Here is a 19,881-nt window from a genome sequence, read left to right on the forward strand (position 1 = left end):
TAACCCGGTATGACGGCTCTCAATGACGCAGAGCGCGCAGCAGCTATCGAGCGTGATGGCGGGGCAGACCGGGCGCTTCCGGTTTACCTGCCCGCGGACGGCGAAAACTCCGGGCGGCGCGAGGGACTGGCCGCCAGGCTCCCGTCCTGGTTCCCGTCGTGGGCGTTCCTCTCCGCTGTCATCGCCATCGGCGGTATGCAGCTGCTCGCCACCATGGACAGCACCGTCGCGATCGTGGCACTGCCTCAGATCCAGGACGAGCTGGGCCTCTCCGACGCCGGCCGCAGCTGGGTCATCACCGCCTATGTGCTGACCTTCGGCGGGCTGATGCTGCTGGGCGGACGGCTCGGCGACACCATCGGCCGCAAGCGCACCTTCATCGTCGGTGTCTCGCTGTTCATCATCGCCTCGGTCCTGTGCGGCATCGCCTGGAACGAAACCACCCTTGTCACCGCCCGGCTGCTGCAGGGCGTGGGCGCGGCCATCGCGTCTCCGACTGGTCTGGCCCTGGTGGCCACCACCTTCTCCAAGGGGCCGGCGCGTAACGCCGCCACCGCGGTATTCGGTGCCATGACCGCCATCGGCTCGGTGATGGGCCTGGTCGTCGGCGGCGCGCTGACTGAGGTGTCCTGGCGGTGGGCCTTCCTGGTCAACGTGCCGATCGGCCTGGTGATGCTCTATCTGGCCCGCACCTCACTGACCGAAACCCACCGTGAGCGGATGAAGCTCGACGCCGCCGGGGCGGTACTGGCGACGTTGACCTGTACGGCTGCCGTCTTCGCCTTCACCCAGGGGCCCGAGGCCGGCTGGCAGTCCCCGGTCACGCTCGCCGCCGGCGCCGCCGCGGTGGTCTTCGGCATCGCGTTCCTCATCGCCGAACGCTACGCGGAGAACCCGGTGGTGCCGTTCGACCTGTTCCACGAGCGCAACCGGGTGGCCACCTTCGTGGCGATCTTCATGGCCGGCGGCGTGCTGTTCACGTTGACCGTGCTGATCGGCCTGTACGTGCAGGACATCCTGGGCTACAGCGCGCTGCGCGCCGGCATCGGCTTCATCCCGTTCGTGATCGGGATGGGGATCGGTCTCGGTGTGTCGTCACAAGTCGTGCGATTCTTCCAGCCTCGCTTGGTGGTCATTTCCGGCGGAATTCTCGTGCTGGGCTCCATGATCTACGGCTCGACCCTGCACGAGGGCATCCCGTACTTCCCGAACCTGGTGTTGCCGATCACCGTGGGCGGCATCGGCATCGGCATGATCGTGGTGCCCTTGACCCTGTCGGCTATCGCCGGCGTCGGCATGGACCGGATCGGCCCGGCCTCGGCGATCGCGCTGATGCTGCAGAACCTGGGCGGCCCACTGGTACTGGCCGTGATCCAGGCCGTCATCACCTCGCGCACGCTGTTCCTGGGCGGCACCAACGGCCCGGTCAAGGACATGAACGATGCCCAACTGGCCGCACTGGACGCCGGCTACACCTACGGTCTGCTGTGGGTGGCCGCGGTGGCGGTCCTGGTCGGTGGGGCGGCGCTGTTCATCGGATACACCTCCCAACAGGTCGCGCACGCCCAGGACGTCAAGGACGCGATCGACGCCGGAGATCTCGAAGTCGAGTGATCCCTCGGGATTAACCTGAGGCTGTGGGCCAGACCGGACTTACCCGTCAACAGATCTCCGACGCCGTCGGACCGCTGGGCTGGCGCCTGGTGCTGGGCGCCGTCTACGCCGAAGTGCTGGTGCCCTCGATCGCCGACGCTGTCACCGCCGCATCCCATGCGGTCGCCGCGGCGGGTGCGGACGCGGCCCGGCATCTGACCGTCGATATCCGCGCCGACCGGGCGGTGCTGCGGCTGAGGTCGGCGGAGGCCGGCGCGGTGACCGAGCGTGACGTGCAGTTGGCTCGCGAGGTGTCGCACACTCTGGCCGGCCGAGGTTTCGAGATGGCGGTCGGCCGCGAGGCTATCCAGGCCGTCGAGATCGCGATCGACGCGCTCGACATCGCGGCTGTGCGTCCGTTCTGGAAAGCGATCACCGGATACGAGGACGAGCAGGCGTCATCCGATCTCGACCACGGGCTCGTCGACCCGTTCGGACGCGGCCCGGCGATCTGGTTCCAGCAGATGGACACGGCACGCACACAACGCAACCGGATCCATCTCGACATCGACGTGCCGCACGACGCGGCACTCTCGCGCATCGACGCAGCGCTGGCCGCCGGCGGCACACTGCTCAGCGACCGGGCGGCGCCGGCCTTCTGGGTACTGGCCGATGCAGAGGGCAACGAGGCCTGTATCTGCACCTGGCAGGGACGGGGCTGAGGACCACGCTTTAAGGTTGTCGCCTGTGATCACCCGTATGTCCGAGCTGTTCCTGCGAACCCTGCGCGACGACCCCGCTGATGCCGAGGTGCCCAGCCACAAGCTGCTGCTCCGGGCCGGTTACGTCCGCGCGGTGGGCCCGGGCATCTACAGTTGGCTGCCGCTGGGCCTGCGGGTGCTGCGCAAGATCGAGAACATCGTCCGCAGCGAGATGAATGCGATTGGCGGCCAGGAGATTCTGCTTCCCGCCCTGCTGCCGCGCGGGCCTTACGAGACCACCAACCGCTGGACCGAGTACGGCGACACCTTGTTCCGCCTGCAGGACCGTCGCCGCAATGACTACCTGCTCGGGCCGACGCACGAGGAGATCTTCACGCTCACCGTCAAGGGCGAGTACTCGTCCTACAAGGACTTCCCGCTGCGGCTATATCAAATCCAGACCAAGTACCGCGACGAGGCGCGGCCTCGCGCGGGCATCCTGCGCGGCCGCGAGTTCGTCATGAAGGATTCCTACTCGTTCGACGTCGACGAAGACGGGCTCAAGACGGCCTATCACGCGCACCGTGAGGCATATCAACGCATCTTCGCCAGGCTGGGTCTGCGTTACGTCATCGTCTCGGCGGTGTCCGGGGCGATGGGCGGCAGCGCGTCGGAGGAGTTCCTGGCCGAAAGCGAGGTCGGTGAGGACACCTTCGTGCGCTGCCTGGAGTCGGGTTATGCAGCCAACGTCGAAGCGGTGATCACCCGGGCGCCCGAACAGCTGCCCATCGAGGGCCAGCCCGAGGCGAAGGTGTACGACACTCCTGATACCCCGACCATCGCGACGCTCGTCGGGTGGGCCAACTCGGTCGACCTGGGACGGGAGATCACCGCCGCCGACACCCTCAAGAACGTCCTGCTCAAGACCCGCCAGCCGGGCGGTGAGTGGGAGCTGCTCGGGGTGGGCGTGCCGGGGGACCGCGACGTCGACGAGAAGCGTCTCGCCGCGGCACTCGAGCCGGCTGAGTTCGCGCTGCTCGACGACGCCGATTTCGCCAAGAATCCGTTCCTGGTCAAGGGTTATGTGGGTCCGAAAGCCTTGCAGGACAATGGTGTTCGCTATCTTGTCGATCCGCGGGTGGTGTCCGGGACGTCCTGGATCACCGGTGCCGATGCGCCCAACAAGCATGTCGTCGGGCTGGTCGCCGGACGCGACTTCACTCCCGACGGCACCATCGAGGCGGCCGAGGTGCGCGACGGCGACCTCTCGCCGGACGGCGCCGGTGTGTTGACCTCGGCCCGCGGGATCGAGATCGGTCACATCTTCCAACTGGGCCGCAAGTACGCCGATGCGTTCAGCGCCGATGTGCTCGGTGAGGACGGCAAACCGGTGCGGCTGACCATGGGCTCGTACGGTGTCGGCGTGTCCCGGCTCGTCGCGGTGATCGCCGAACAGCAACATGACGAGATCGGGCTGCGGTGGCCATCGTCTGTCGCGCCCTTTGACGTGCACGTAGTCGTGGCCAACAAAGACGATGCGGCCCGCGCAGGCGCCGCCGAACTTGTCGCAGACCTGGACCGTCTCGGCCACGAGGTGCTGTTCGACGATCGCAAGGCGTCACCCGGCGTGAAGTTCAAGGACGCCGAGCTTCTCGGGATGCCGTGGATAGTGGTCGTGGGCCGTGGCTGGGCCGACGGGACCGTGGAGCTGCGCAACCGGTTCTCCGGCGAAACCCGTGAGATTGCGGTGGACGCTGCCGCCGCCGAGATCTCGGCCGCACTTTCTTAGCGCGGGTTATTCGGCGCCGCCGGGGAACGCGACGGTCACCGGCCAGACGTCGAGGGCCTGGCTCCACTTGGCTGCCGTGACCGCGGCCTGCGTCAGCGCGGTCACGGCGAAGGCGCGATCCTCGCCGGTGGTGGCCTGTTCGAGCACCGCGCGCCAGGCGACTGCGGCGTCCTGCTCCATGCGCACCGCCAGGTTGGCGGCGTCGTTCGGATTGGCCACGGTCGACGGCAATTGGTAGCCGGCGGCGGGCAGTGGCGGGGTCACCGAGCGCCCGTTGAGCATCGCGATGCCGGCCTCGCGGCGCGCTCGGTGCTCAGCCATCGCGGCAGCCACCAGGGCGTTGTCCTCGGGCGTCGCGTGTGCCGACACGAGTCCGTAGGCGTAGATGATGCCGTGCTCGGTGGCCACCGCGTCGTAGAGCGCGGCGTCGGCCGGGTTCGACGGTCGGGACGGCGACTGTTCGGGTGAGGTCATAGCGCACCTCCAAGGGCCACCGTGTAAGCGGCAGTGCAGGAAGCCGCGATGGATCCGAGCAGCCCCGCGCGGTATCCCGAGACCCGGGCGGCCAGGTCCGAGGCGTCCTGCGCGGACTGCTCCAGCGCGCTGACCACCTCGTCGACGGTGGGTGCGGTGGCCGTAGCTCCAGGGGGCGGGGTGGTAGCCGGGGCCGGGGAGGACACGGGAGTGCTTCCGGTTATCCGGGTCAGCTCCTCAGAGAGCGCCTGGGCATGCGCAGAGCGTTCGGCAGCCACCCCGGTCAGCGCCCGCGCAGCAGGCGACTGCGGCGGCCGGCCGGCGGCGGCATCGGCAGCGAGCTTGCTGTCGGCGCGCGCCCGGTCGAGTTGTGCGGTCAGGTCGGGGAGTTCAGGCGGCGGCGGCGTCGTCCCGCAGGCGGCTGCGGCGGCGCCCAGGAGGGCCAGGGCCGCGCCAGACAACAACGCGCGCCGCCGGCTGATAGTCACACACGCGCTCGGCACGTGAACATCCTGCCATTGCTTTCTGCCGGTGCCGCGCGACGCCGACCTCAGCAGCGGTCGAGCCCACAACATTTGTCCGCTCGAACTCTGATTGGCGCTTGCTACGGCGGGCCTGGCGTATCGTGGAGAGTCGATTCAACGGGTTCAGGGGGAACCACCCGCCGAATCGTGTCCGGACAACTCAAGATGAGGAGCTCGCCGTGGCACCGGATCCTAAGTTGCGGTCTGCGGGTTTACCGTCGCAGAAGCAGGTGACCGAGCTACTTGACGGTGAGTTCGCGCGCGCCGGTTACGAAGTCGACGAAGTCGTCGTCGAGGCTGCCGTCCGCCCAGCCCGGATCACCGTGGTGGCCGACGGCGACGAGGGTGTCGACCTCGACGCCATCGCGACGCTGTCGCGCACCGCGTCCGAGCTACTCGACCAGCTGGATCCGGGTAGCACGCCGTATGTTCTCGAAGTCACCTCCCGCGGGGTCGACAGGCCGCTGACCACTGAGAAGCACTTCCGGCGGGCTCGTGGCCGCAAGGCCGAGCTGACGCTGACCGACGGTTCACAGCTCACCGCCCGGATCGGCGAAACGGACGGTCAAAGCGTGCACGTGGTGGTGCCGTCGGGCCCCCGGGACTTCGCGGTTCGGGAGATCCCACTGGCTGACATCACCAAAGCTGTTGTCCAAGTGGAGTTCTCGCCTCCAAACCGACGTGAGATAGAGCTTGCTGGACACACTGACAAGGGGGCCCGGGCATGAACATCGACATGGCGGCATTGCATGCCATCGAAGCGGACAAAGGCATCACGGTCGATGTGGTCGTCGACACGATCAAATCGGCACTGCTGACGGCCTACCGCCACACCGAGGGGCACGAGCCGGACGCGCACATCGACATCGACCGGAAAACCGGCGCGGTCAAGGTGATCGCCCGCCAGACCGACGCAGACGGCAACGTCATCCACGAATGGGACGACACGCCAGAAGGTTTCGGCCGGATCGCGGCCACCACCGCGCGTCAGGTGATCCTGCAGCGGCTGCGCGATGCGGAGAACGAGAAGAATTACGGCGAGTTCTCCGCCCGCGAGGGCGACATCGTGGCCGGAGTGATCCAACGCGATGCCCGTGCCAACGCCCGCGGCCTGGTGGTGGTGCGGATGGGCAGTGAGACCAAGGGGTCCGAAGGCGTCATCCCCGCTGCCGAACAGGTGCCCGGCGAACGCTACGAACACGGCGACCGGCTGCGCTGCTACGTCGTCGGCGTGACCCGGGGCGCCCGCGAGCCGCTGATCACCCTGTCGCGCACGCATCCCAATCTCGTGCGCAAGCTGTTCTCGCTGGAGGTGCCCGAGATCGCCGACGGTTCCGTGGAGATCGTCGCCGTGGCCAGGGAAGCCGGTCACCGGTCCAAGATCGCCGTCACCTCGCGGGTGTCGGGTCTCAACGCCAAGGGCGCGTGCATCGGTCCGATGGGGCAGCGGGTGCGCAACGTGATGAGCGAGTTGTCCGGCGAGAAGATCGACATCATCGACTACGACGAGGACCCGTCTCGGTTCGTCGCCAACGCCCTGTCGCCGGCCAAGGTGGTGTCGGTTTCGGTGATCGACGAGGCCGGCCGAGCGGCCCGGGTTGTCGTGCCGGACTTCCAACTGTCGCTGGCGATCGGCAAGGAAGGGCAAAACGCCAGGTTGGCAGCCCGGTTGACCGGCTGGCGGATCGACATCCGCAGTGATGCCGCCGCTGCGCCGGACCCGGATGCCCGGCATGGGGCGGTGCGTGAGTGAGCTCAGTGACCGGCGTTTCAAACCACACAGCATGGGGCGGTAGACTCAGCCGTGATCCAGCGCGAGACTTCGGCTTCGACGCGTCGACGCAGCCCCGACAAATCTGTCGGCCCGGTGCGGACATGCGTCGGCTGCCGGAGGCGAGAGTTGGCCGCCGAATTGCTTCGTGTAGTCGCGGTGACCGACGGGAACGGCCAATGCGCCGTCACCGTTGACACAACGGCAAGCCTGCCCGGGCGAGGTGCTTGGTTGCATCCCGACCAGCAGTGCGCACAAGTGGCAGTCCGGCGGCGAGCCTTCATCCGAGCGTTGCGACTCACCGGTTCACCGGATACATCCGCGGTGGTCGAGTACGTCGAGAACTTCGAACCGCTCGACGACCACGGCAAAGAGAACAGGTAGCGAAGAACATGAGCACACCGTGAAGTCCCGATGACCATGCGTCATAGCTAAACCCGAGGCGCGGCGCCTACCACCGCTGTTGCCTCCAGATGAGGAGATGTAGTGGCAGGTAAGGCCCGTGTACACGAGTTGGCAAAGGAACTCGGTGTCACAAGCAAGGAACTCTTAGCAACGCTCAAAGAGCAGGGCGAGTTCGTCAAGTCGGCGTCCTCCACGGTGGAGGCACCGGTCGCGCGGCGGCTGCGCGAAACGGTCGGCGGCAAGAAAGCCGACGAAAAACCCCGTACCCAGCCCAGTGCCGGTAACGGTGCTGCCGCTCCGGCGGCTCCCAAGCCCGCAGGCCCCACACCGGCAACGGCCGCCAAGCCGGCCCCGGCCAAGGCTGCCCCGGCAGAGGCCGCACCCGCAGAGGCTGCGCCGGCAGAGGTCGCTCCGGCGGCATCTGCACCGGTGAAGCCATCGGCGCCGAGGCCGGCTGCCCCCCAGGCGCCCGCCCCGCCGAGCGCTCCCGCGCCCGCAGCATCAGCTCCGGCTGCGCCTGCCGCTCCTCGCCCGACTCCGGGTGCGACGCCCGGCGCAACCCCCGGCCCAAGGCCGGGCCCGGCGCCCAAGCCGGCGCCCCGCGCCCCGCGGGTCGGCAACAATCCGTTCTCCACACAGCAACCGGTGGAACGTCCCATTCCGCGGCCACAGCCGCGCCCGGGCGGCGCTGCTCCACGTCCCGGCGGCGGACCTCGTCCGTCACCCGGCAACATGCCCCCGCGTCCCGCGGGCGGTGCGCCCAGTCGTGGCGGACCCCGTCCCGGTCCGCGTCCAGGTGGCGGGCCTCGCCCCGGCGCAGGTCAGGGCGGTCGTCCCGGTGGTGGCGGCGGCGGTAACTACCGCGGCGGCGGTGCCGGCGCTGGTGCAGGTGCAGGTGCACCTGCCGCAGGTGGCGGCTTCCGTGGTCGTCCCGGCGGCGGTGGCGGCGGTGGTCGCCCCGGTCAGCGCGGTGGCGCAGCAGGTGCGTTCGGCCGTCCCGGCGGCGCGCCGCGGCGTGGCCGCAAGTCGAAGCGGGCCAAACGCGCTGAGTACGAGAACATGCAGGCGCCGGTCGTCGGTGGCGTGCGGTTGCCGCACGGCAACGGTGAGACCATCCGGCTGGCCCGCGGCGCGTCGCTGAGCGACTTCGCCGAGAAGATCGACGCCAACCCGGCCTCGCTGGTCCAGGCGCTGTTCAACCTCGGTGAAATGGTCACGGCCACCCAGTCTGTGGGTGACGAGACCCTCGAGCTGCTCGGCAGCGAGATGAACTACGTCGTGCAGGTCGTGTCCCCGGAAGACGAGGACCGCGAGCTGCTCCAGTCGTTCGACCTCACCTACGGCGAGGACGAGGGCGGCGAGGAGGACCTCGAGTCCCGTCCGCCGGTCGTCACGGTCATGGGTCACGTCGACCACGGCAAGACGCGACTGCTCGACACGATCCGCCAGGCCAACGTGCGCGAGGGCGAGGCCGGTGGCATCACCCAGCACATCGGTGCCTACCAGGTCCTCACCGAACTGGACGGCAACGAGCGTCTGGTGACCTTCATCGACACCCCCGGTCACGAGGCCTTCACCGCCATGCGTGCCCGCGGTGCGAAGGCCACCGACATCGCGATCCTGGTGGTCGCGGCCGATGACGGCGTGATGCCGCAGACGGTGGAGGCCATCAACCATGCGCAGGCGGCCGATGTGCCGATCGTGGTTGCGGTCAACAAGATCGACAAGGAAGGCGCCGACCCGGCCAAGATCCGCGGGCAGCTGACCGAGTACGGCCTGGTGGCGGAGGACTTCGGTGGTGACACCATGTTCGTCGACATCTCAGCCAAGCAGGGCACCAACATCGACCAGTTGCTCGAAGCGGTGCTCCTGACCGCCGATGCCGCGTTGGACCTGCGGGCCAACCCGGACATGGAGGCTCAGGGTGTGGCGATCGAGGCGCACCTGGACCGTGGCCGCGGCCCCGTGGCGACCGTGCTCATCCAGCGCGGCACCCTTCGGGTCGGCGACTCGATCGTGGCCGGCGACGCCTACGGACGCGTTCGCCGCATGGTCGACGAGCACGGCGAGGACGTCGAAGAGGCCCTGCCGTCGCGGCCGGTGCAGGTCATCGGCTTCACGTCGGTGCCAGGTGCCGGCGACAACCTGCTGGTTGTCGACGAGGACCGCATCGCCCGCCAGATTGCCGACCGGCGCAGCGCGCGCAAGCGCAACGCGCTCGCCGCACGCAGCCGCAAGCGGATCAGCCTGGAAGATCTGGATTCGGCGCTGAAGGAGACCAGCCAGCTGAACCTGATCCTCAAGGGCGACAACTCGGGCACCGTCGAGGCGCTCGAGGAGGCCCTGATGGGTATCCAGATCGACGACGAAGTCGAGCTCCGGGTCATCGACCGCGGCGTCGGTGGTGTCACCGAGACCAACGTCAACCTGGCGTCGGCCTCGGACGCGATCATCATCGGCTTCAACGTGCGCGCTGAAGGCAAGGCCACCGAGCTGGCCAACCGCGAGGGTGTGGAGATCCGCTACTACTCGGTGATCTACCAGGCGATCGACGAGATCGAGAGCGCGCTCAAGGGCATGCTCAAGCCGGTTTACGAGGAGAAGGAACTCGGCCGCGCCGAGATCCGGGCCATCTTCCGGTCGTCGAAGGTTGGCAACATCGCCGGCTGCCTCGTCCAGTCGGGCATCATGCGGCGCAACGCCAAGGCCCGGCTTCTCCGCGACAATGTGGTGGTCGCGCAGAACCTCACGGTGTCCTCGCTCAAGCGTGAGAAGGACGACGCCACCGAGGTGCGCGAGGGCTACGAGTGCGGTCTGACGCTGACCTACTCCGACATCAAGGAAGGCGACGTCATCGAGACGTACGAGCTCGTGGAAAAGGCTCGGACCTAAGATGGCTGATCCGGCACGCGCACGCCGGCTCGCCAAGCGGATCTCGACCATCGTGGCCTCGGCCATCGAGTACGAGATCAAGGATCCGCGCCTGGCCGGTGTCACGATCACCGACGCGAAAGTGTCGGGAGACCTGCACGACGCGACGTTGTACTACACGGTGATCGGTACGACGCTGGACGAGGATCCGGATTACGCCGGAGTGGCCGCTGCGCTGGAAAAGGCCAAGGGTGTGTTGCGCACCAAGGTGGGCGCCGGGACCGGGGTGCGATTCACCCCGACCCTGGCGTTCATCCGCGACACCGTTCCTGACGCGGCGAACCGCATGGAGGAGCTGCTGGCCGCTGCGCGGGCCGCAGATGAGGATTTGGCGAGAGTCCGGGAGGGTGCCAAGCACGCTGGCGATGCCGACCCGTACCGTGTGAGCGGGGCGGAGGACACGGACGAGCTAGCCGACGGGGCAGACACTGAGGACACCGGTGACGACAACCGATCCTAGGACCGAATGTATGGCTGACATCGCTGCTCCTGGTGTGCGCGTCGATGCGCGCCGGGCCGCCGACCTGTTGTCGGAAGCGTCGAGTGTCAGTGTGGTCTGCCATGTCTATCCCGACGCCGACACCATCGGTGCGGGGCTGGGCCTGGCCCAGGTGCTGGACTCCGCGGGCAAGCAGGTCGAGGTGGCGTTCGCGGCTCCCGCGAACCTGCCCGAATCCCTGCAGACGCTGCCTGGCGGACATCTGTTGGTGCAACCCGAGGCGATGCGCGGTGACGCGGATCTGGTTGTGACAGTGGATATTCCGAGTGTCAACCGGCTTGGCGCGCTACGTGGGCTCGCCGAGGATGGGCATGCGGTGCTCGTCATCGACCATCACGCCTCCAACGAGCTGTTCGGCACCGCCAACTATGTCGATCCATCGGCGGATTCGACCACCTTGCTGGTCGCCGAGCTGCTCGATGCGTGGGGGAAGCCCATCGACCCGCAGGTGGCCCACTGCCTGTATGCCGGGTTGACCACCGACACGGGTTCGTTCCGCTGGGCCACCGCCCGCGCTCACCGGTTGGCGGCCCGGCTGGTCGAACTCGGTGTGGACAACGCCTCGATCAGCCGGACCCTACTCGATACCCATCCGTTCGCCTGGTTGCCCATGCTGTCGCGGGTGCTGGCGTCGGCACGGCTGCTGCCGGAGGTGGCAGGGGGGCGCGGGTTTGTGTACGCCGTCGTCAGTCACTCCGAGTGGGCCGACGCCCGGCCGGAGGAAGTGGAGAGCATCGTCGACATCGTGCGGACCACCCAGCAGGCCGAGGTCGCCGCGGTGTTCAAGGAGATCGAGCCGATGCACTGGTCGGTATCCATGCGGGCCAAGTCGGTGAACCTCGCCAAGGTAGCCAGCTCCTTCGGTGGCGGCGGCCACCCGCACGCGGCCGGATACTCCGCTACCGGTTCGACCGATGATGTAGTGCGGGCACTCGCGCGAGCTCTTGGCTGAACCCGACAGCGACCAACACGTCGCTGCGGCGACGAGCCGACGCATCGCGGCATTGGCGCTGCCGGCCCTGGGAGTCCTGGCCGCTGAACCCATCTACCTGTTATTCGATATCGCCATCGTCGGCCGCTTAGGTGCAGTCAGCCTGGCCGGCCTGGCGATCGGCGGCCTGATTCTGACCGTCGTCAGCTCTCAACTGACTTTCCTGTCCTACGGCACCACGGCGCGCTCGGCCCGCATGTTCGGTGCGGGGGACCGGCCCGCAGCGGTCGGCGAAGGCGTGCAGGCCACCTGGCTCGCGCTCGGTCTCGGGGTCGCGATCGTGGCGGTGGTGCAGGCTGTCGCGGCGCCGCTGGTGTCCGCGCTGGCCGCCGGCGGGGACATCGCGGACGCGGCTTTGCCGTGGTTGCGGATCGCCATCCTGGCCGCCCCGGCCATCTTGGTGTCGCTGGCCGGCAACGGCTGGATGCGTGGCGTGCAGGACACGGTCCGCCCGCTGCGCTATGTGGTGTTCGGGTTCGCGGTTTCGGCGGTGTTGTGCCCGCTGCTGGTCTACGGCTGGGGCCTGCCGCGGATGGGCCTGTCCGGTTCTGCGGTGGCCAATGTGGTCGGGCAGTGGCTGGCTGCGGTGTTGTTCTTGTGGGCATTGCTCGCGGAGAAGGTGCCGCTGCGCATCCAACCCGCGGTGCTGCGTGCCCAACTGGTCATGGGACGTGACCTGTTGCTGCGCACCATGGCCTTTCAAGCATGCTTCGTCTCTGCGGGCGCGGTGGCGGCCCGCTTCGGCGCCGCCGCAGTGGCCGCGCACCAGGTCGTCCTGCAGTTGTGGAGTTTCCTTGCGCTGGTGCTGGATTCACTGGCGATCGCGGCACAATCGCTGGTGGGCGCGGCACTGGGAGCCGGGCAACTGGCCCACGCAAAGTCGGTGGCCTGGCGGGTCACGCTGTTCTCCACGCTGGCCGGAGTGGTGCTCGCGGTACTGTTTGCCGTCGGCTCCTCCGTGCTGCCACCGGTGTTCACCAACGACGAATCAGTGCTGGCCGCCATCGGTGTGCCGTGGTGGTTCCTGGTCGCCCAATTGCCGGTGGCCGGAATCGTTTTCGCGCTCGACGGGGTACTGCTGGGAGCCGGCGACGCGAAATTCATGCGCAACGCCACATTGGTCAGTGCGTTGGTCGGCTTCCTGCCGTTGATCTGGCTGTCGCTGATCTACGGCTGGGGCTTGGCCGGCATCTGGTCGGGGTTGAGCACATTCATGGTGCTGCGGCTGATCTTCGTCGGCTGGCGCGCGTTCTCCGGCCGCTGGCTCGTTCCGGGGTCGGCGTGAGGAATCCGGCCCTGACGAAGTCAGGCGAGTAGTCCCGCTTTGTATACTGGCCGGGCGACATAAAACCAACAGCGGGGGAACAATGCCGAAGATCGTCGACCACGAACAGCGTCGCGCCGACTTGGCAGACGCGGTGCTGCGGGTGATCGCGGCACGGGGTGATACGGCGGCGGTCACCAATAAGGACGTCGCGCAGGAGGCAGGTTGCTCGACGGGCCTGTTGGCGCACTACTTCAGCAACCAGCATGATCTATTGATCGCCGCATTGCGCAGGGCAGCTCATTTGCAGGGAAAGGTGCTCAAGCGTCTGGATTCTGAGCCGGCTGATACCGAACTGCAACGCCTGCAGCGAGTTTTGGAGAGTGTCTTACCGCTGGATGCCGAACGCTTGGCACTGAATCGCATCTTTCTCTATTTCTATGCCGAGGCGGTTGGGGATGACGCGACTCGACGCGAGGTTGCCGGTTACTTGGCCAATTGGCGCCGCACAGTTCGCGGCATGGTGGTGGCGGCGCAGACGGAGGGCTCTCTGCCGGAGATCGATCCCGATCAACTCGCTGTGAACCTGGTCGGACTCTCGGATGGCGTTGCGCTACATGCGATGCTGGATCCGCAGGTGCTGGCGCTGGTGAGCGTCGACCCCGGTCTGGTGCCCAGATGGCTTGCAGCCACCTGGCAGATGAACCGAACCGCTACGGCGTAACCGAAGCCGCCGCCGCGCCGCGGCGCTACAGTGCGTCTTCGAAAAGCAGCTTCTTTTGTACTTTGCCCATCGCATTGCGCGGCAGGGCGTCCACGACACGGATTTCACGCGGGCGCTTGTGAACGGAGAGTACCTGTGCGACATGGTCGCTGACCGCCGCGTCGGGTTTGATGTCGCCGACCAAGTAGGCGACGATACGCTGGCCGAGGTCGTCGTCGGGAACGCCCACCACCGCTGCCTCCCGGACTCCGGGGAACGACAAGAGGGCGTGCTCGACCTCGCCGGCTCCGATTCGATAGCCCCCGGACTTGATCATGTCGACGGATGCCCGACCCACGATGCGGTGGTAGCCAGCGGGATCGACGACCGCGATGTCGCCGGTGCGGAACCAGCCGTCCTCGGTCATCACTGATTCAGTCTTGAGCGGGGCGTTCAGGTACTCGTCGAAGAGGGTGGTACCCGCGATCTCCAACTCGCCCAGCGTCATACCATCCCGTGACACCAGCTCACCCGACTCGGCGCGCAGTCTTGTCTGTACGCCGGGAATGGGTTCGCCGACCCAGCCTGGCCGGCGGTCACCGTCATGGCGGGTGCTCACTGTGATGACGGTTTCCGTCATGCCATAGCGCTCGAGGGGGGCGGATCCGGTGAGCGCAGCGAGGTCGGTGAATGTCGGAACGGGCAGCGGCGCGCTACCGGACACCAGCAACCGAGCGTTACGGAGTTCGCGTGCTGCAGCCGGATCGGCGCATACGCGTGACCACACGGTCGGAACGCCGAAATACAGTGAGCCGCCCGCTGCGGCGTATGCCTGTGGTTTGGGGCGGACCGTGTGAATGAGAGGTGAACCGAACCGGAGGGCACCGATCACCCCGAGCACCAGGCCGTGCACATGAAAGAGGGGAAGGCCATGGACCAGAATGTCGTCTTCACTCCATTGCCAGGCGTCGGCCAGACCATCCAGGCTGGACGCCAGCGCCCGGCGCGAGAGCACCGCCCCTTTCGGTGCACCCGTGGTGCCGGACGTGTAGATGATCAGGGCCGGCCTGGACGGATCGGGCTCGGGATAGGTGGTCGATGAGCGCGCGCTGACATCCACCCGAATAGTCGGAAGCGTCACGGCGGGCGTGTCATCACCGACCCACAGCTGTGCCCCGGAATCGGACAAGATGTGGTCCAGTTCGTGGTGACCGGAATCTGGCGGGACCGGCACCGCCGCGACATCGGCAAGCAAACAGGCGACCACGGCAACGACGGTCGACAGGTCGGGTTTGGCGTCGATGGCCACTACACAGGCGCCCGCGATCTGGTCCGCCAGCGCCGTCGCGGCGCCCACCAGATCTTCGCGGGACAGACGAGCGCCACCCACTGTCACTGCGGGCGCCGACGAGTCGTTCGTACCGGTAAGCGAGCGCAGGAGGGGAGACATCATGTTGTGTGCTTTCTGTTGCGGCAAGCCATCTTCGGTAGGGGACACCGGCGGCTCAGAGGTATCCGGGCACGAGTAGCACCCCGCAGGTGACCAGCGGCCCGATGATGGCCATGGAGAGCCCCCACCGCAGCAGCATCTTGAACACCCGTGAGCGCTCGTCGGCTGGGCTACTCGCCACCATCACCGCGCCGGAGGTGGAGAACGGTGAGGCGTCGACGAGTGTCGCGGAGACCCCGATCGCGATGATCACTCCGGCGGCAGAGATATTGCCGGTGGCCACCATCGGGAGGGCAAGCGGAATCAGCGCAGGGAACAGAGCGGTGGTCGACGCGAACGCCGATATCACTGCGGCGATGACGCAAACGGTGAAGGCTGCTGCGAGCGCGGAGGGAATGCTGAGCGCGGCGTCCCCGAGACTGTCGACGGCACCCATCCGCTGCAAGATGCCGACATAGGTGACAACGCCTCCGACGAGCAGAATCGTGGGCCAGTCAATATCGGCGAGCGCCGGACGGGTTTCCTTGGGGAACAGCAGCGCGACGGCCACGGCCAGGGAGAGCGCGACGGCGCCGATGTTCACTTCGTGTCCGAAGAACGGTGACACGATCACCACGCCCACCAGTAGCGAGAGCGCCACCATGGTCACGCGCTGGACGGCCGTCGAACCCGACACGGGCGGAGTGGTCTTGTCCAGCTTGGTTTGGACGGCCACTGGGGCACCGCCGGATTCGCCGCTGCCATCGGTCTCGGTGTCCGTCGGTTCATCAACCGCGGCGGACGAGGGCGACAGGTTGCCGGGCTCGATCGTGCGGTGACGGCGGAACAGGAACTGGGCGCCGAGTTGGAGCGCGGCGACCACCGCCAGCACGAAGGCGAACTGCGCGAAAGGGTTGAGATCCACGCCGGCCTGCTCGCCGATGTTTACCGACAGGATGCCGTACAGGCTGGTCGGTGCGAAACACCCGGCGAGCGAGCCGTTGATCGCCCCCAGGCCCATCACCATCGGATCGCGCCCGTTCTGCTCGGCGAGCAGCATCGCTATCGGGATGACGATCATCGCCGCCAGCGGGCTGCCTAGCGCGGCGATCACCAGCGCCAGGGCGAACATCACCCAGGGCAACAACATCTTTCGGGATCCGGTTCGGCGAACGGCCCAGTCCACCATCCTGTCCAAGGTGCCGTTGACCCGGGCGATCGCGACCAGGTAGGTGATACCCAGCAGCAACAGCATGAGGTCCACCGGGAACCCGCCGAGGATCTCCTTGACCGACTCCGCGCCAAGCGTCAAACCGACGCCCAGTGCCACCGCCAACGTCAGGGCACCGATGTGTACGCCGCGGATCGTCCCGACCGCGAGCGTGAGTAGCAGTATCCCAATGGACACCAGTTGAACAGTGGTCATGCCGGGACCTCTCGGTAGCGCTGGGGATTTGGATAGTGATTTACAGTGGTCGCGGTCTCGCTATCGGCCGAGCCATCGGGCGGGCCGTTTCTCCAGGAACGCTGCCGTGGCTTCGCGGGCGTCTTGGGACAGGTAGCACTGCACCACCAAGTCGTCATTGGTGGCACCGGGCTCGCGCATCCGCGCGAAGGAGCGTTTGGTGTTAGACAGCGTCAAGGGGGCCAGACCGGCCATCTCCTGGCTGACTGTCCGGACCAGTTCGCGGAGGTCATCATGGGATTGGGCCACCGGACTGCTGAGCGCGCCGGTCTGAGCCAGCTCGGTCGAATTGAGGAGCTTGGCGCGCATCAGCATCGTCTTGGTCGCGGGAACGCCCACCAGATCGGTCATCCTCGTGAGATTCTGAATGCTGAGGCAATTTCCCACGGTTCGTGCAATGGGGAAGCCGAACCGGACATCGGGTCCAGCGAGCAAGATGTCGCAACACGAGGCGATGAGCGCGCCCTGGCCGATGACCGGACCGTCCAGTACCGCCACCGCCGGCACCCGCAGTCCCTCGACCGCAGCGAGGGTGTGTTCGGCGTGCTCTTCGAGTTCCCGGACATCCTCCGCCGCGTCGAGGGCCGAGAACGTTCCCATATCGGCGCCCGCCATGAAGGACGGCCGGGTGCCGGTGGCCCCGGAGAACGTCACGACCCGGATCGACTCGTCGGAGTTCGCCAGTTCGCACGCACGGACCATGGCCTCCTCCATCTCCGGCGTTGCGGCATTGAGCCGTTCCGGACGATTGAAGGTGACGCTGAGTACCGCGCCGTCTCGTTCGGTCAGCAGGTGCGGATGATCCGCCGGGCTGTCAGACATTTTGCGCACCAACGGCAACCGCGATGACACCGTCGGTGGTCAGTGCGGCAATGTCAGCCTCGCTGTACCCGAGTTCGTGCAGCGCCTCCGCAGTGTTCTGCCCCAGCACGGGACCGGCATTTTGGCGCACTGCTGGTGTCTTCGACAACCGCATGGGCGAACCGACCTGAAGGACCTTCTCACCGTTGGAATGTTCGGACTCCCAAAAGAAGTCGCGCGCCAGCAGGTGCTCGTCGGAGAACACCTGGCTGTAGTCGTTGATGGGGGCAGCGGGGACACCTGCCTCGTCCAGGAGCTGCAGCCAGTGAGCCCTCGTGTTGCCAAGCGTGCGGGCCTCGATCAGCTCGATCAACACCGCGCGGTTGTCCATCCGCGCGGTGTTGGTCGCGAACCGCTCATCGTCGAGCATCCATTCGAACTCGAACGCCGCGCAGAAGGCCAGCCAGGTTTTCGGGGTCGCCGCACCCAGGGTGAACCACCCGTCGGCGGCTTTGATCGCCTGGTAGGGGGCAGCGGTCTGATGGGCGGATCCGCGCCGCCCGGGGATCTCACCAGATGCGTTGTAGCGGGCGAACTCCCAGATCGCATACGACACGCCCGACTCGAACAGGGATACGTCGATGCGCTGGCCTTCGCCGGTCTGGTGTCGGTGATTCACCGCGGCGAGTATCGCGATCGCCCCGTACATTGCGCACCCGATGTCGCAGACGGGTACGCCCACCTTGACCGGGTCACCGTCGGGGGTGCCCGTGACGCTCATGAGCCCGGAGCGGGCCTGTGCCATGATGTCGAGTCCGGCATTGGCAGACAGCGGTCCGTCCTGGCCCCAGCCGGACGCGGACAGGTAGATTAGGCCGGCGTTGTTCTCCGACAGTGTCTCGTAGTCAAGGCCGAGCCGCTTCATCGCGCCGGGGCGGATGTTCTCGATGACGACGTCCGCGTGACGGGCGAGCGACAGGAATATCTCCCTTCCGCGGTCGGATTTGAGGTCCAGCGCGATCGAGCGCTTGTTGCGGTTGAGCGTGACGAAGGCCGAACTCTCGCCAACGGCTTCATTCATCGGAGCGAACCCGCGCACCACGTCTCCCTCGCGCGGGTCCTCGATCTTGGTGACGGTTGCTCCGAGGTCGGCCAACAGGGTGCCGCAGTACGGGCCGGCGATGTAGTTGCCGACCTCAAGGACCTTCAATCCCTGCAGTGCGCTTGCGTTGGGCTGCATGTTCAACTCCAGTAGTTTGTTCGTGTCGTGCTGCACCAGAACGATATTCGTTGGGCTTCGGTCAGTTGAGTCGCTCGACGATCATTGCCATTCCCTGCCCGCCGCCGACGCACATGGTCTCGACCCCGAACTGTGCATCGCGGGTTTGCAGATTGTTGATCAGGGTTGCTGTGATCCGGGCACCCGTCATACCGAACGGATGCCCGAGTGCGATAGCGCCGCCGGAGACGTTCAGCTTGTCCTCATCGATCGCCAGTTCCCGAGCGCTCGCCAGTACCTGAACGGCGAAGGCCTCGTTGATCTCGAACAAGTCCATGTCGGCCACCGTCATCCCGGCGCGCGCCAGTGCCCGCCTGGTGGATTCGATTGGACCCAGTCCCATGATCTCCGGGGACAATCCGGACACGCCGGTGGCGACGATGCGTGCCAGCGGTGTGAGGCCGAGTTCTTTGGCCTTGGTGTCGGACATCACCACTAGAGCCGCGGCGCCGTCGTTGAGCGGGCACGCATTTCCGGCGGTCACCGTGCCGTCAGGTCGGAACACCGGTTTGAGGCGGCTGACCGCCTCAAAGGTGGTGCCTGGGCGTGGGGAATCGTCAGTATGCACAACCGATCCGTCCGGTAGCGTCACCGGGCTGATCTCGCGCTCGAAGAAGCCCTGTGCCGCAGCTGATTCGGCTCGATTCTGCGAGCGAACCGCCCAATGGTCCTGGTCTTCACGGCTGATCCCGGTGATCTGGGCGACGTTCTCGGCGGTCTGCCCCATGGCGATGTAGGGGTCCGGAAGGTCGCCTGCAGCGCGGGGGTCGGTCCACTGCTCGCCACCGGCTGCGAGTCTGGCGGTTCGCTCCTGCGCGGCGTCGAACACCGGATTCTGGGTGTCTGGCAGTGAATCTGATTCGCCCTTGAAGAACCGGGACACGGTCTCGACGCCGGCGGAGATGAACACATCGCCGTCGCCGGCCGCGATGGCCTGGAACGCCATCCGCGTCGTCTGCAGCGACGACGCGCAATAGCGAGTGATCGTGGTGCCGGGCAGGTAGTCGTATCCCAGCTGAATCGCGACATTGCGACCCATGTTGAATCCTTGTTCCCCGCCCGGGTTTCCACAGCCTAGGATCAGGTCGTCGATATCGCGTGGATCGAGCGCGGGGATCCTGTCGAGCGCGGCCTTGACCATCTGCGCGGTCAGGTCGTCGGGCCGCATGTCCTTCAGGGACCCTTTCAGGGCGCGACCGATCGGCGACCGGGTAGCGGAAACAATAACGGCGTCAGGCATATTGGAATCCTCGTATCGAAAA

At 66.9% G+C, this 19,881-nt stretch carries 18 protein-coding genes; 11 read left to right on the forward strand and 7 right to left on the reverse strand.

From position 1 onward, the window contains the following. The first annotated feature begins 9 nt into the window (after window positions 1–9). Genes ABQF30_RS07510 through ABQF30_RS07520 form a run of 3 tightly spaced genes read left to right on the forward strand, consistent with a single transcriptional unit; the run spans window position 10 to window position 4,083 of the window. Window positions 10–1,614, forward strand: a complete 1,605-nt coding sequence (locus tag ABQF30_RS07510; RefSeq protein ID WP_448462155.1) for an MFS transporter — start codon at window positions 10–12, stop codon at window positions 1,612–1,614. A 23-nt stretch (window positions 1,615–1,637) separates the two neighbouring features. Then, window positions 1,638–2,315 (forward strand): 4a-hydroxytetrahydrobiopterin dehydratase family protein, encoded by a 678-nt coding sequence (locus ABQF30_RS07515; protein WP_448462156.1) that lies wholly within the window; start codon window positions 1,638–1,640, stop codon window positions 2,313–2,315. A gap of 25 nt (window positions 2,316–2,340) precedes the next feature. Then, window positions 2,341–4,083: a proline--tRNA ligase gene (locus ABQF30_RS07520; protein WP_448462157.1), complete on the forward strand. Its 1,743-nt coding sequence runs from the start codon at window positions 2,341–2,343 to the stop codon at window positions 4,081–4,083. Window positions 4,084–4,089: 6 nt separating this feature from the next. Here the strand turns inward: ABQF30_RS07520 and ABQF30_RS07525 are convergent, their stop codons facing one another. Both ABQF30_RS07525 and ABQF30_RS07530 read right to left on the reverse strand, forming a co-directional pair. Beyond that, window positions 4,090–4,557, reverse strand: a complete 468-nt coding sequence (locus ABQF30_RS07525; RefSeq protein WP_448462158.1) for a ferritin-like domain-containing protein — start codon at window positions 4,555–4,557, stop codon at window positions 4,090–4,092. Next, window positions 4,554–5,060 (reverse strand): hypothetical protein, encoded by a 507-nt coding sequence (locus tag ABQF30_RS07530; RefSeq protein ID WP_448462159.1) that lies wholly within the window; start codon window positions 5,058–5,060, stop codon window positions 4,554–4,556. The genes ABQF30_RS07525 and ABQF30_RS07530 overlap by 4 nt, the downstream gene beginning before the upstream one ends. A gap of 200 nt (window positions 5,061–5,260) precedes the next feature. Between ABQF30_RS07530 and rimP the strand changes: the two genes are divergently transcribed. The 8 genes from rimP to ABQF30_RS07570 all read left to right on the forward strand — a co-directional run bounded on the left by rimP (window position 5,261) and on the right by ABQF30_RS07570 (window position 13,666). Continuing rightward, entirely contained in the window at window positions 5,261–5,809 is a 549-nt protein-coding gene (gene rimP / locus ABQF30_RS07535) for a ribosome maturation factor RimP (RefSeq protein ID WP_448462160.1), read from the forward strand. Beyond that, entirely contained in the window at window positions 5,806–6,834 is a 1,029-nt protein-coding gene (nusA, locus tag ABQF30_RS07540; protein ID WP_448462161.1) for a transcription termination factor NusA, read from the forward strand. Before rimP ends, nusA begins: the two co-directional genes overlap by 4 nt. A 177-nt stretch (window positions 6,835–7,011) precedes the next feature. Next, window positions 7,012–7,236 (forward strand): YlxR family protein, encoded by a 225-nt coding sequence (locus ABQF30_RS07545; RefSeq protein WP_448462162.1) that lies wholly within the window; start codon window positions 7,012–7,014, stop codon window positions 7,234–7,236. 102 nt (window positions 7,237–7,338) lie between these two features. Then, complete coding sequence (gene infB, locus ABQF30_RS07550; protein WP_448462163.1) at window positions 7,339–10,149, forward strand: translation initiation factor IF-2; 2,811 nt, start codon at window positions 7,339–7,341, stop codon at window positions 10,147–10,149. A gap of 1 nt (window position 10,150) precedes the next feature. Then, window positions 10,151–10,648 carry a 30S ribosome-binding factor RbfA gene (rbfA, locus tag ABQF30_RS07555; RefSeq protein WP_448462164.1) on the forward strand — a complete coding sequence of 166 codons (498 nt, stop codon included), beginning with the start codon at window positions 10,151–10,153 and terminating at the stop codon, window positions 10,646–10,648. Between the two features lie 10 nt (window positions 10,649–10,658). Next, window positions 10,659–11,639 carry a DHH family phosphoesterase gene (locus tag ABQF30_RS07560; RefSeq protein ID WP_448462165.1) on the forward strand — a complete coding sequence of 327 codons (981 nt, stop codon included), beginning with the start codon at window positions 10,659–10,661 and terminating at the stop codon, window positions 11,637–11,639. Further along, on the forward strand, window positions 11,632–12,963 hold the full coding sequence (locus ABQF30_RS07565; protein WP_448462166.1) for an MATE family efflux transporter: 1,332 nt from the start codon (window positions 11,632–11,634) through the stop codon (window positions 12,961–12,963). Before ABQF30_RS07560 ends, ABQF30_RS07565 begins: the two co-directional genes overlap by 8 nt. Window positions 12,964–13,045: 82 nt before the next feature. Further along, on the forward strand, window positions 13,046–13,666 hold the full coding sequence (locus ABQF30_RS07570) for a TetR/AcrR family transcriptional regulator (protein ID WP_448462167.1): 621 nt from the start codon (window positions 13,046–13,048) through the stop codon (window positions 13,664–13,666). Window positions 13,667–13,691: 25 nt separating this feature from the next. On the opposite strand, the gene ABQF30_RS07575 is transcribed toward ABQF30_RS07570, so the two are convergent. The 5 genes from ABQF30_RS07575 to ABQF30_RS07595 form a co-directional block, all read right to left on the reverse strand. Next, entirely contained in the window at window positions 13,692–15,098 is a 1,407-nt protein-coding gene (locus ABQF30_RS07575) for an acyl-CoA synthetase (protein ID WP_448462168.1), read from the reverse strand. A 52-nt stretch (window positions 15,099–15,150) separates the two neighbouring features. Continuing rightward, the gene (locus tag ABQF30_RS07580; RefSeq protein ID WP_448462169.1) at window positions 15,151–16,500 is read right to left on the reverse strand and encodes an SLC13 family permease; all 1,350 of its coding nucleotides are present in this window, start codon (window positions 16,498–16,500) and stop codon (window positions 15,151–15,153) included. A gap of 60 nt (window positions 16,501–16,560) precedes the next feature. Continuing rightward, window positions 16,561–17,361: an enoyl-CoA hydratase-related protein gene (locus ABQF30_RS07585; protein WP_448462170.1), complete on the reverse strand. Its 801-nt coding sequence runs from the start codon at window positions 17,359–17,361 to the stop codon at window positions 16,561–16,563. Further along, complete coding sequence (locus ABQF30_RS07590) at window positions 17,354–18,580, reverse strand: CaiB/BaiF CoA transferase family protein (RefSeq protein WP_448462171.1); 1,227 nt, start codon at window positions 18,578–18,580, stop codon at window positions 17,354–17,356. Before ABQF30_RS07590 ends, ABQF30_RS07585 begins: the two co-directional genes overlap by 8 nt. 61 nt (window positions 18,581–18,641) lie before the next feature. After that, a complete protein-coding gene (locus ABQF30_RS07595; RefSeq protein WP_448462172.1) occupies window positions 18,642–19,859 on the reverse strand; it encodes an acetyl-CoA C-acetyltransferase in 1,218 nt (405 codons plus the stop codon). Between the last annotated feature and the right edge of the window lie 22 nt (window positions 19,860–19,881).

The organism is Mycolicibacterium sp. XJ870 (genome assembly GCF_053483975.1).

What these genes read in the sequence shown, in the direction of transcription:
- ABQF30_RS07510 (WP_448462155.1), top strand. Translation starts at nt 10, where the DNA reads ATGACGGCTCTCAATGACGCAGAGCGCGCAGCAGCTATCGAGCGTGAT.
- ABQF30_RS07525 (WP_448462158.1), bottom strand. Translation starts at nt 4,557, where the DNA reads ATGACCTCACCCGAACAGTCGCCGTCCCGACCGTCGAACCCGGCCGAC.
- nusA (WP_448462161.1), top strand. Translation starts at nt 5,806, where the DNA reads ATGAACATCGACATGGCGGCATTGCATGCCATCGAAGCGGACAAAGGC.
- rbfA (WP_448462164.1), top strand. Translation starts at nt 10,151, where the DNA reads ATGGCTGATCCGGCACGCGCACGCCGGCTCGCCAAGCGGATCTCGACC.
- ABQF30_RS07560 (WP_448462165.1), top strand. Translation starts at nt 10,659, where the DNA reads ATGGCTGACATCGCTGCTCCTGGTGTGCGCGTCGATGCGCGCCGGGCC.
- ABQF30_RS07570 (WP_448462167.1), top strand. Translation starts at nt 13,046, where the DNA reads ATGCCGAAGATCGTCGACCACGAACAGCGTCGCGCCGACTTGGCAGAC.
- ABQF30_RS07575 (WP_448462168.1), bottom strand. Translation starts at nt 15,098, where the DNA reads ATGATGTCTCCCCTCCTGCGCTCGCTTACCGGTACGAACGACTCGTCG.
- ABQF30_RS07580 (WP_448462169.1), bottom strand. Translation starts at nt 16,500, where the DNA reads ATGACCACTGTTCAACTGGTGTCCATTGGGATACTGCTACTCACGCTC.
- ABQF30_RS07585 (WP_448462170.1), bottom strand. Translation starts at nt 17,361, where the DNA reads ATGTCTGACAGCCCGGCGGATCATCCGCACCTGCTGACCGAACGAGAC.
- ABQF30_RS07590 (WP_448462171.1), bottom strand. Translation starts at nt 18,580, where the DNA reads ATGCAGCCCAACGCAAGCGCACTGCAGGGATTGAAGGTCCTTGAGGTC.
- ABQF30_RS07595 (WP_448462172.1), bottom strand. Translation starts at nt 19,859, where the DNA reads ATGCCTGACGCCGTTATTGTTTCCGCTACCCGGTCGCCGATCGGTCGC.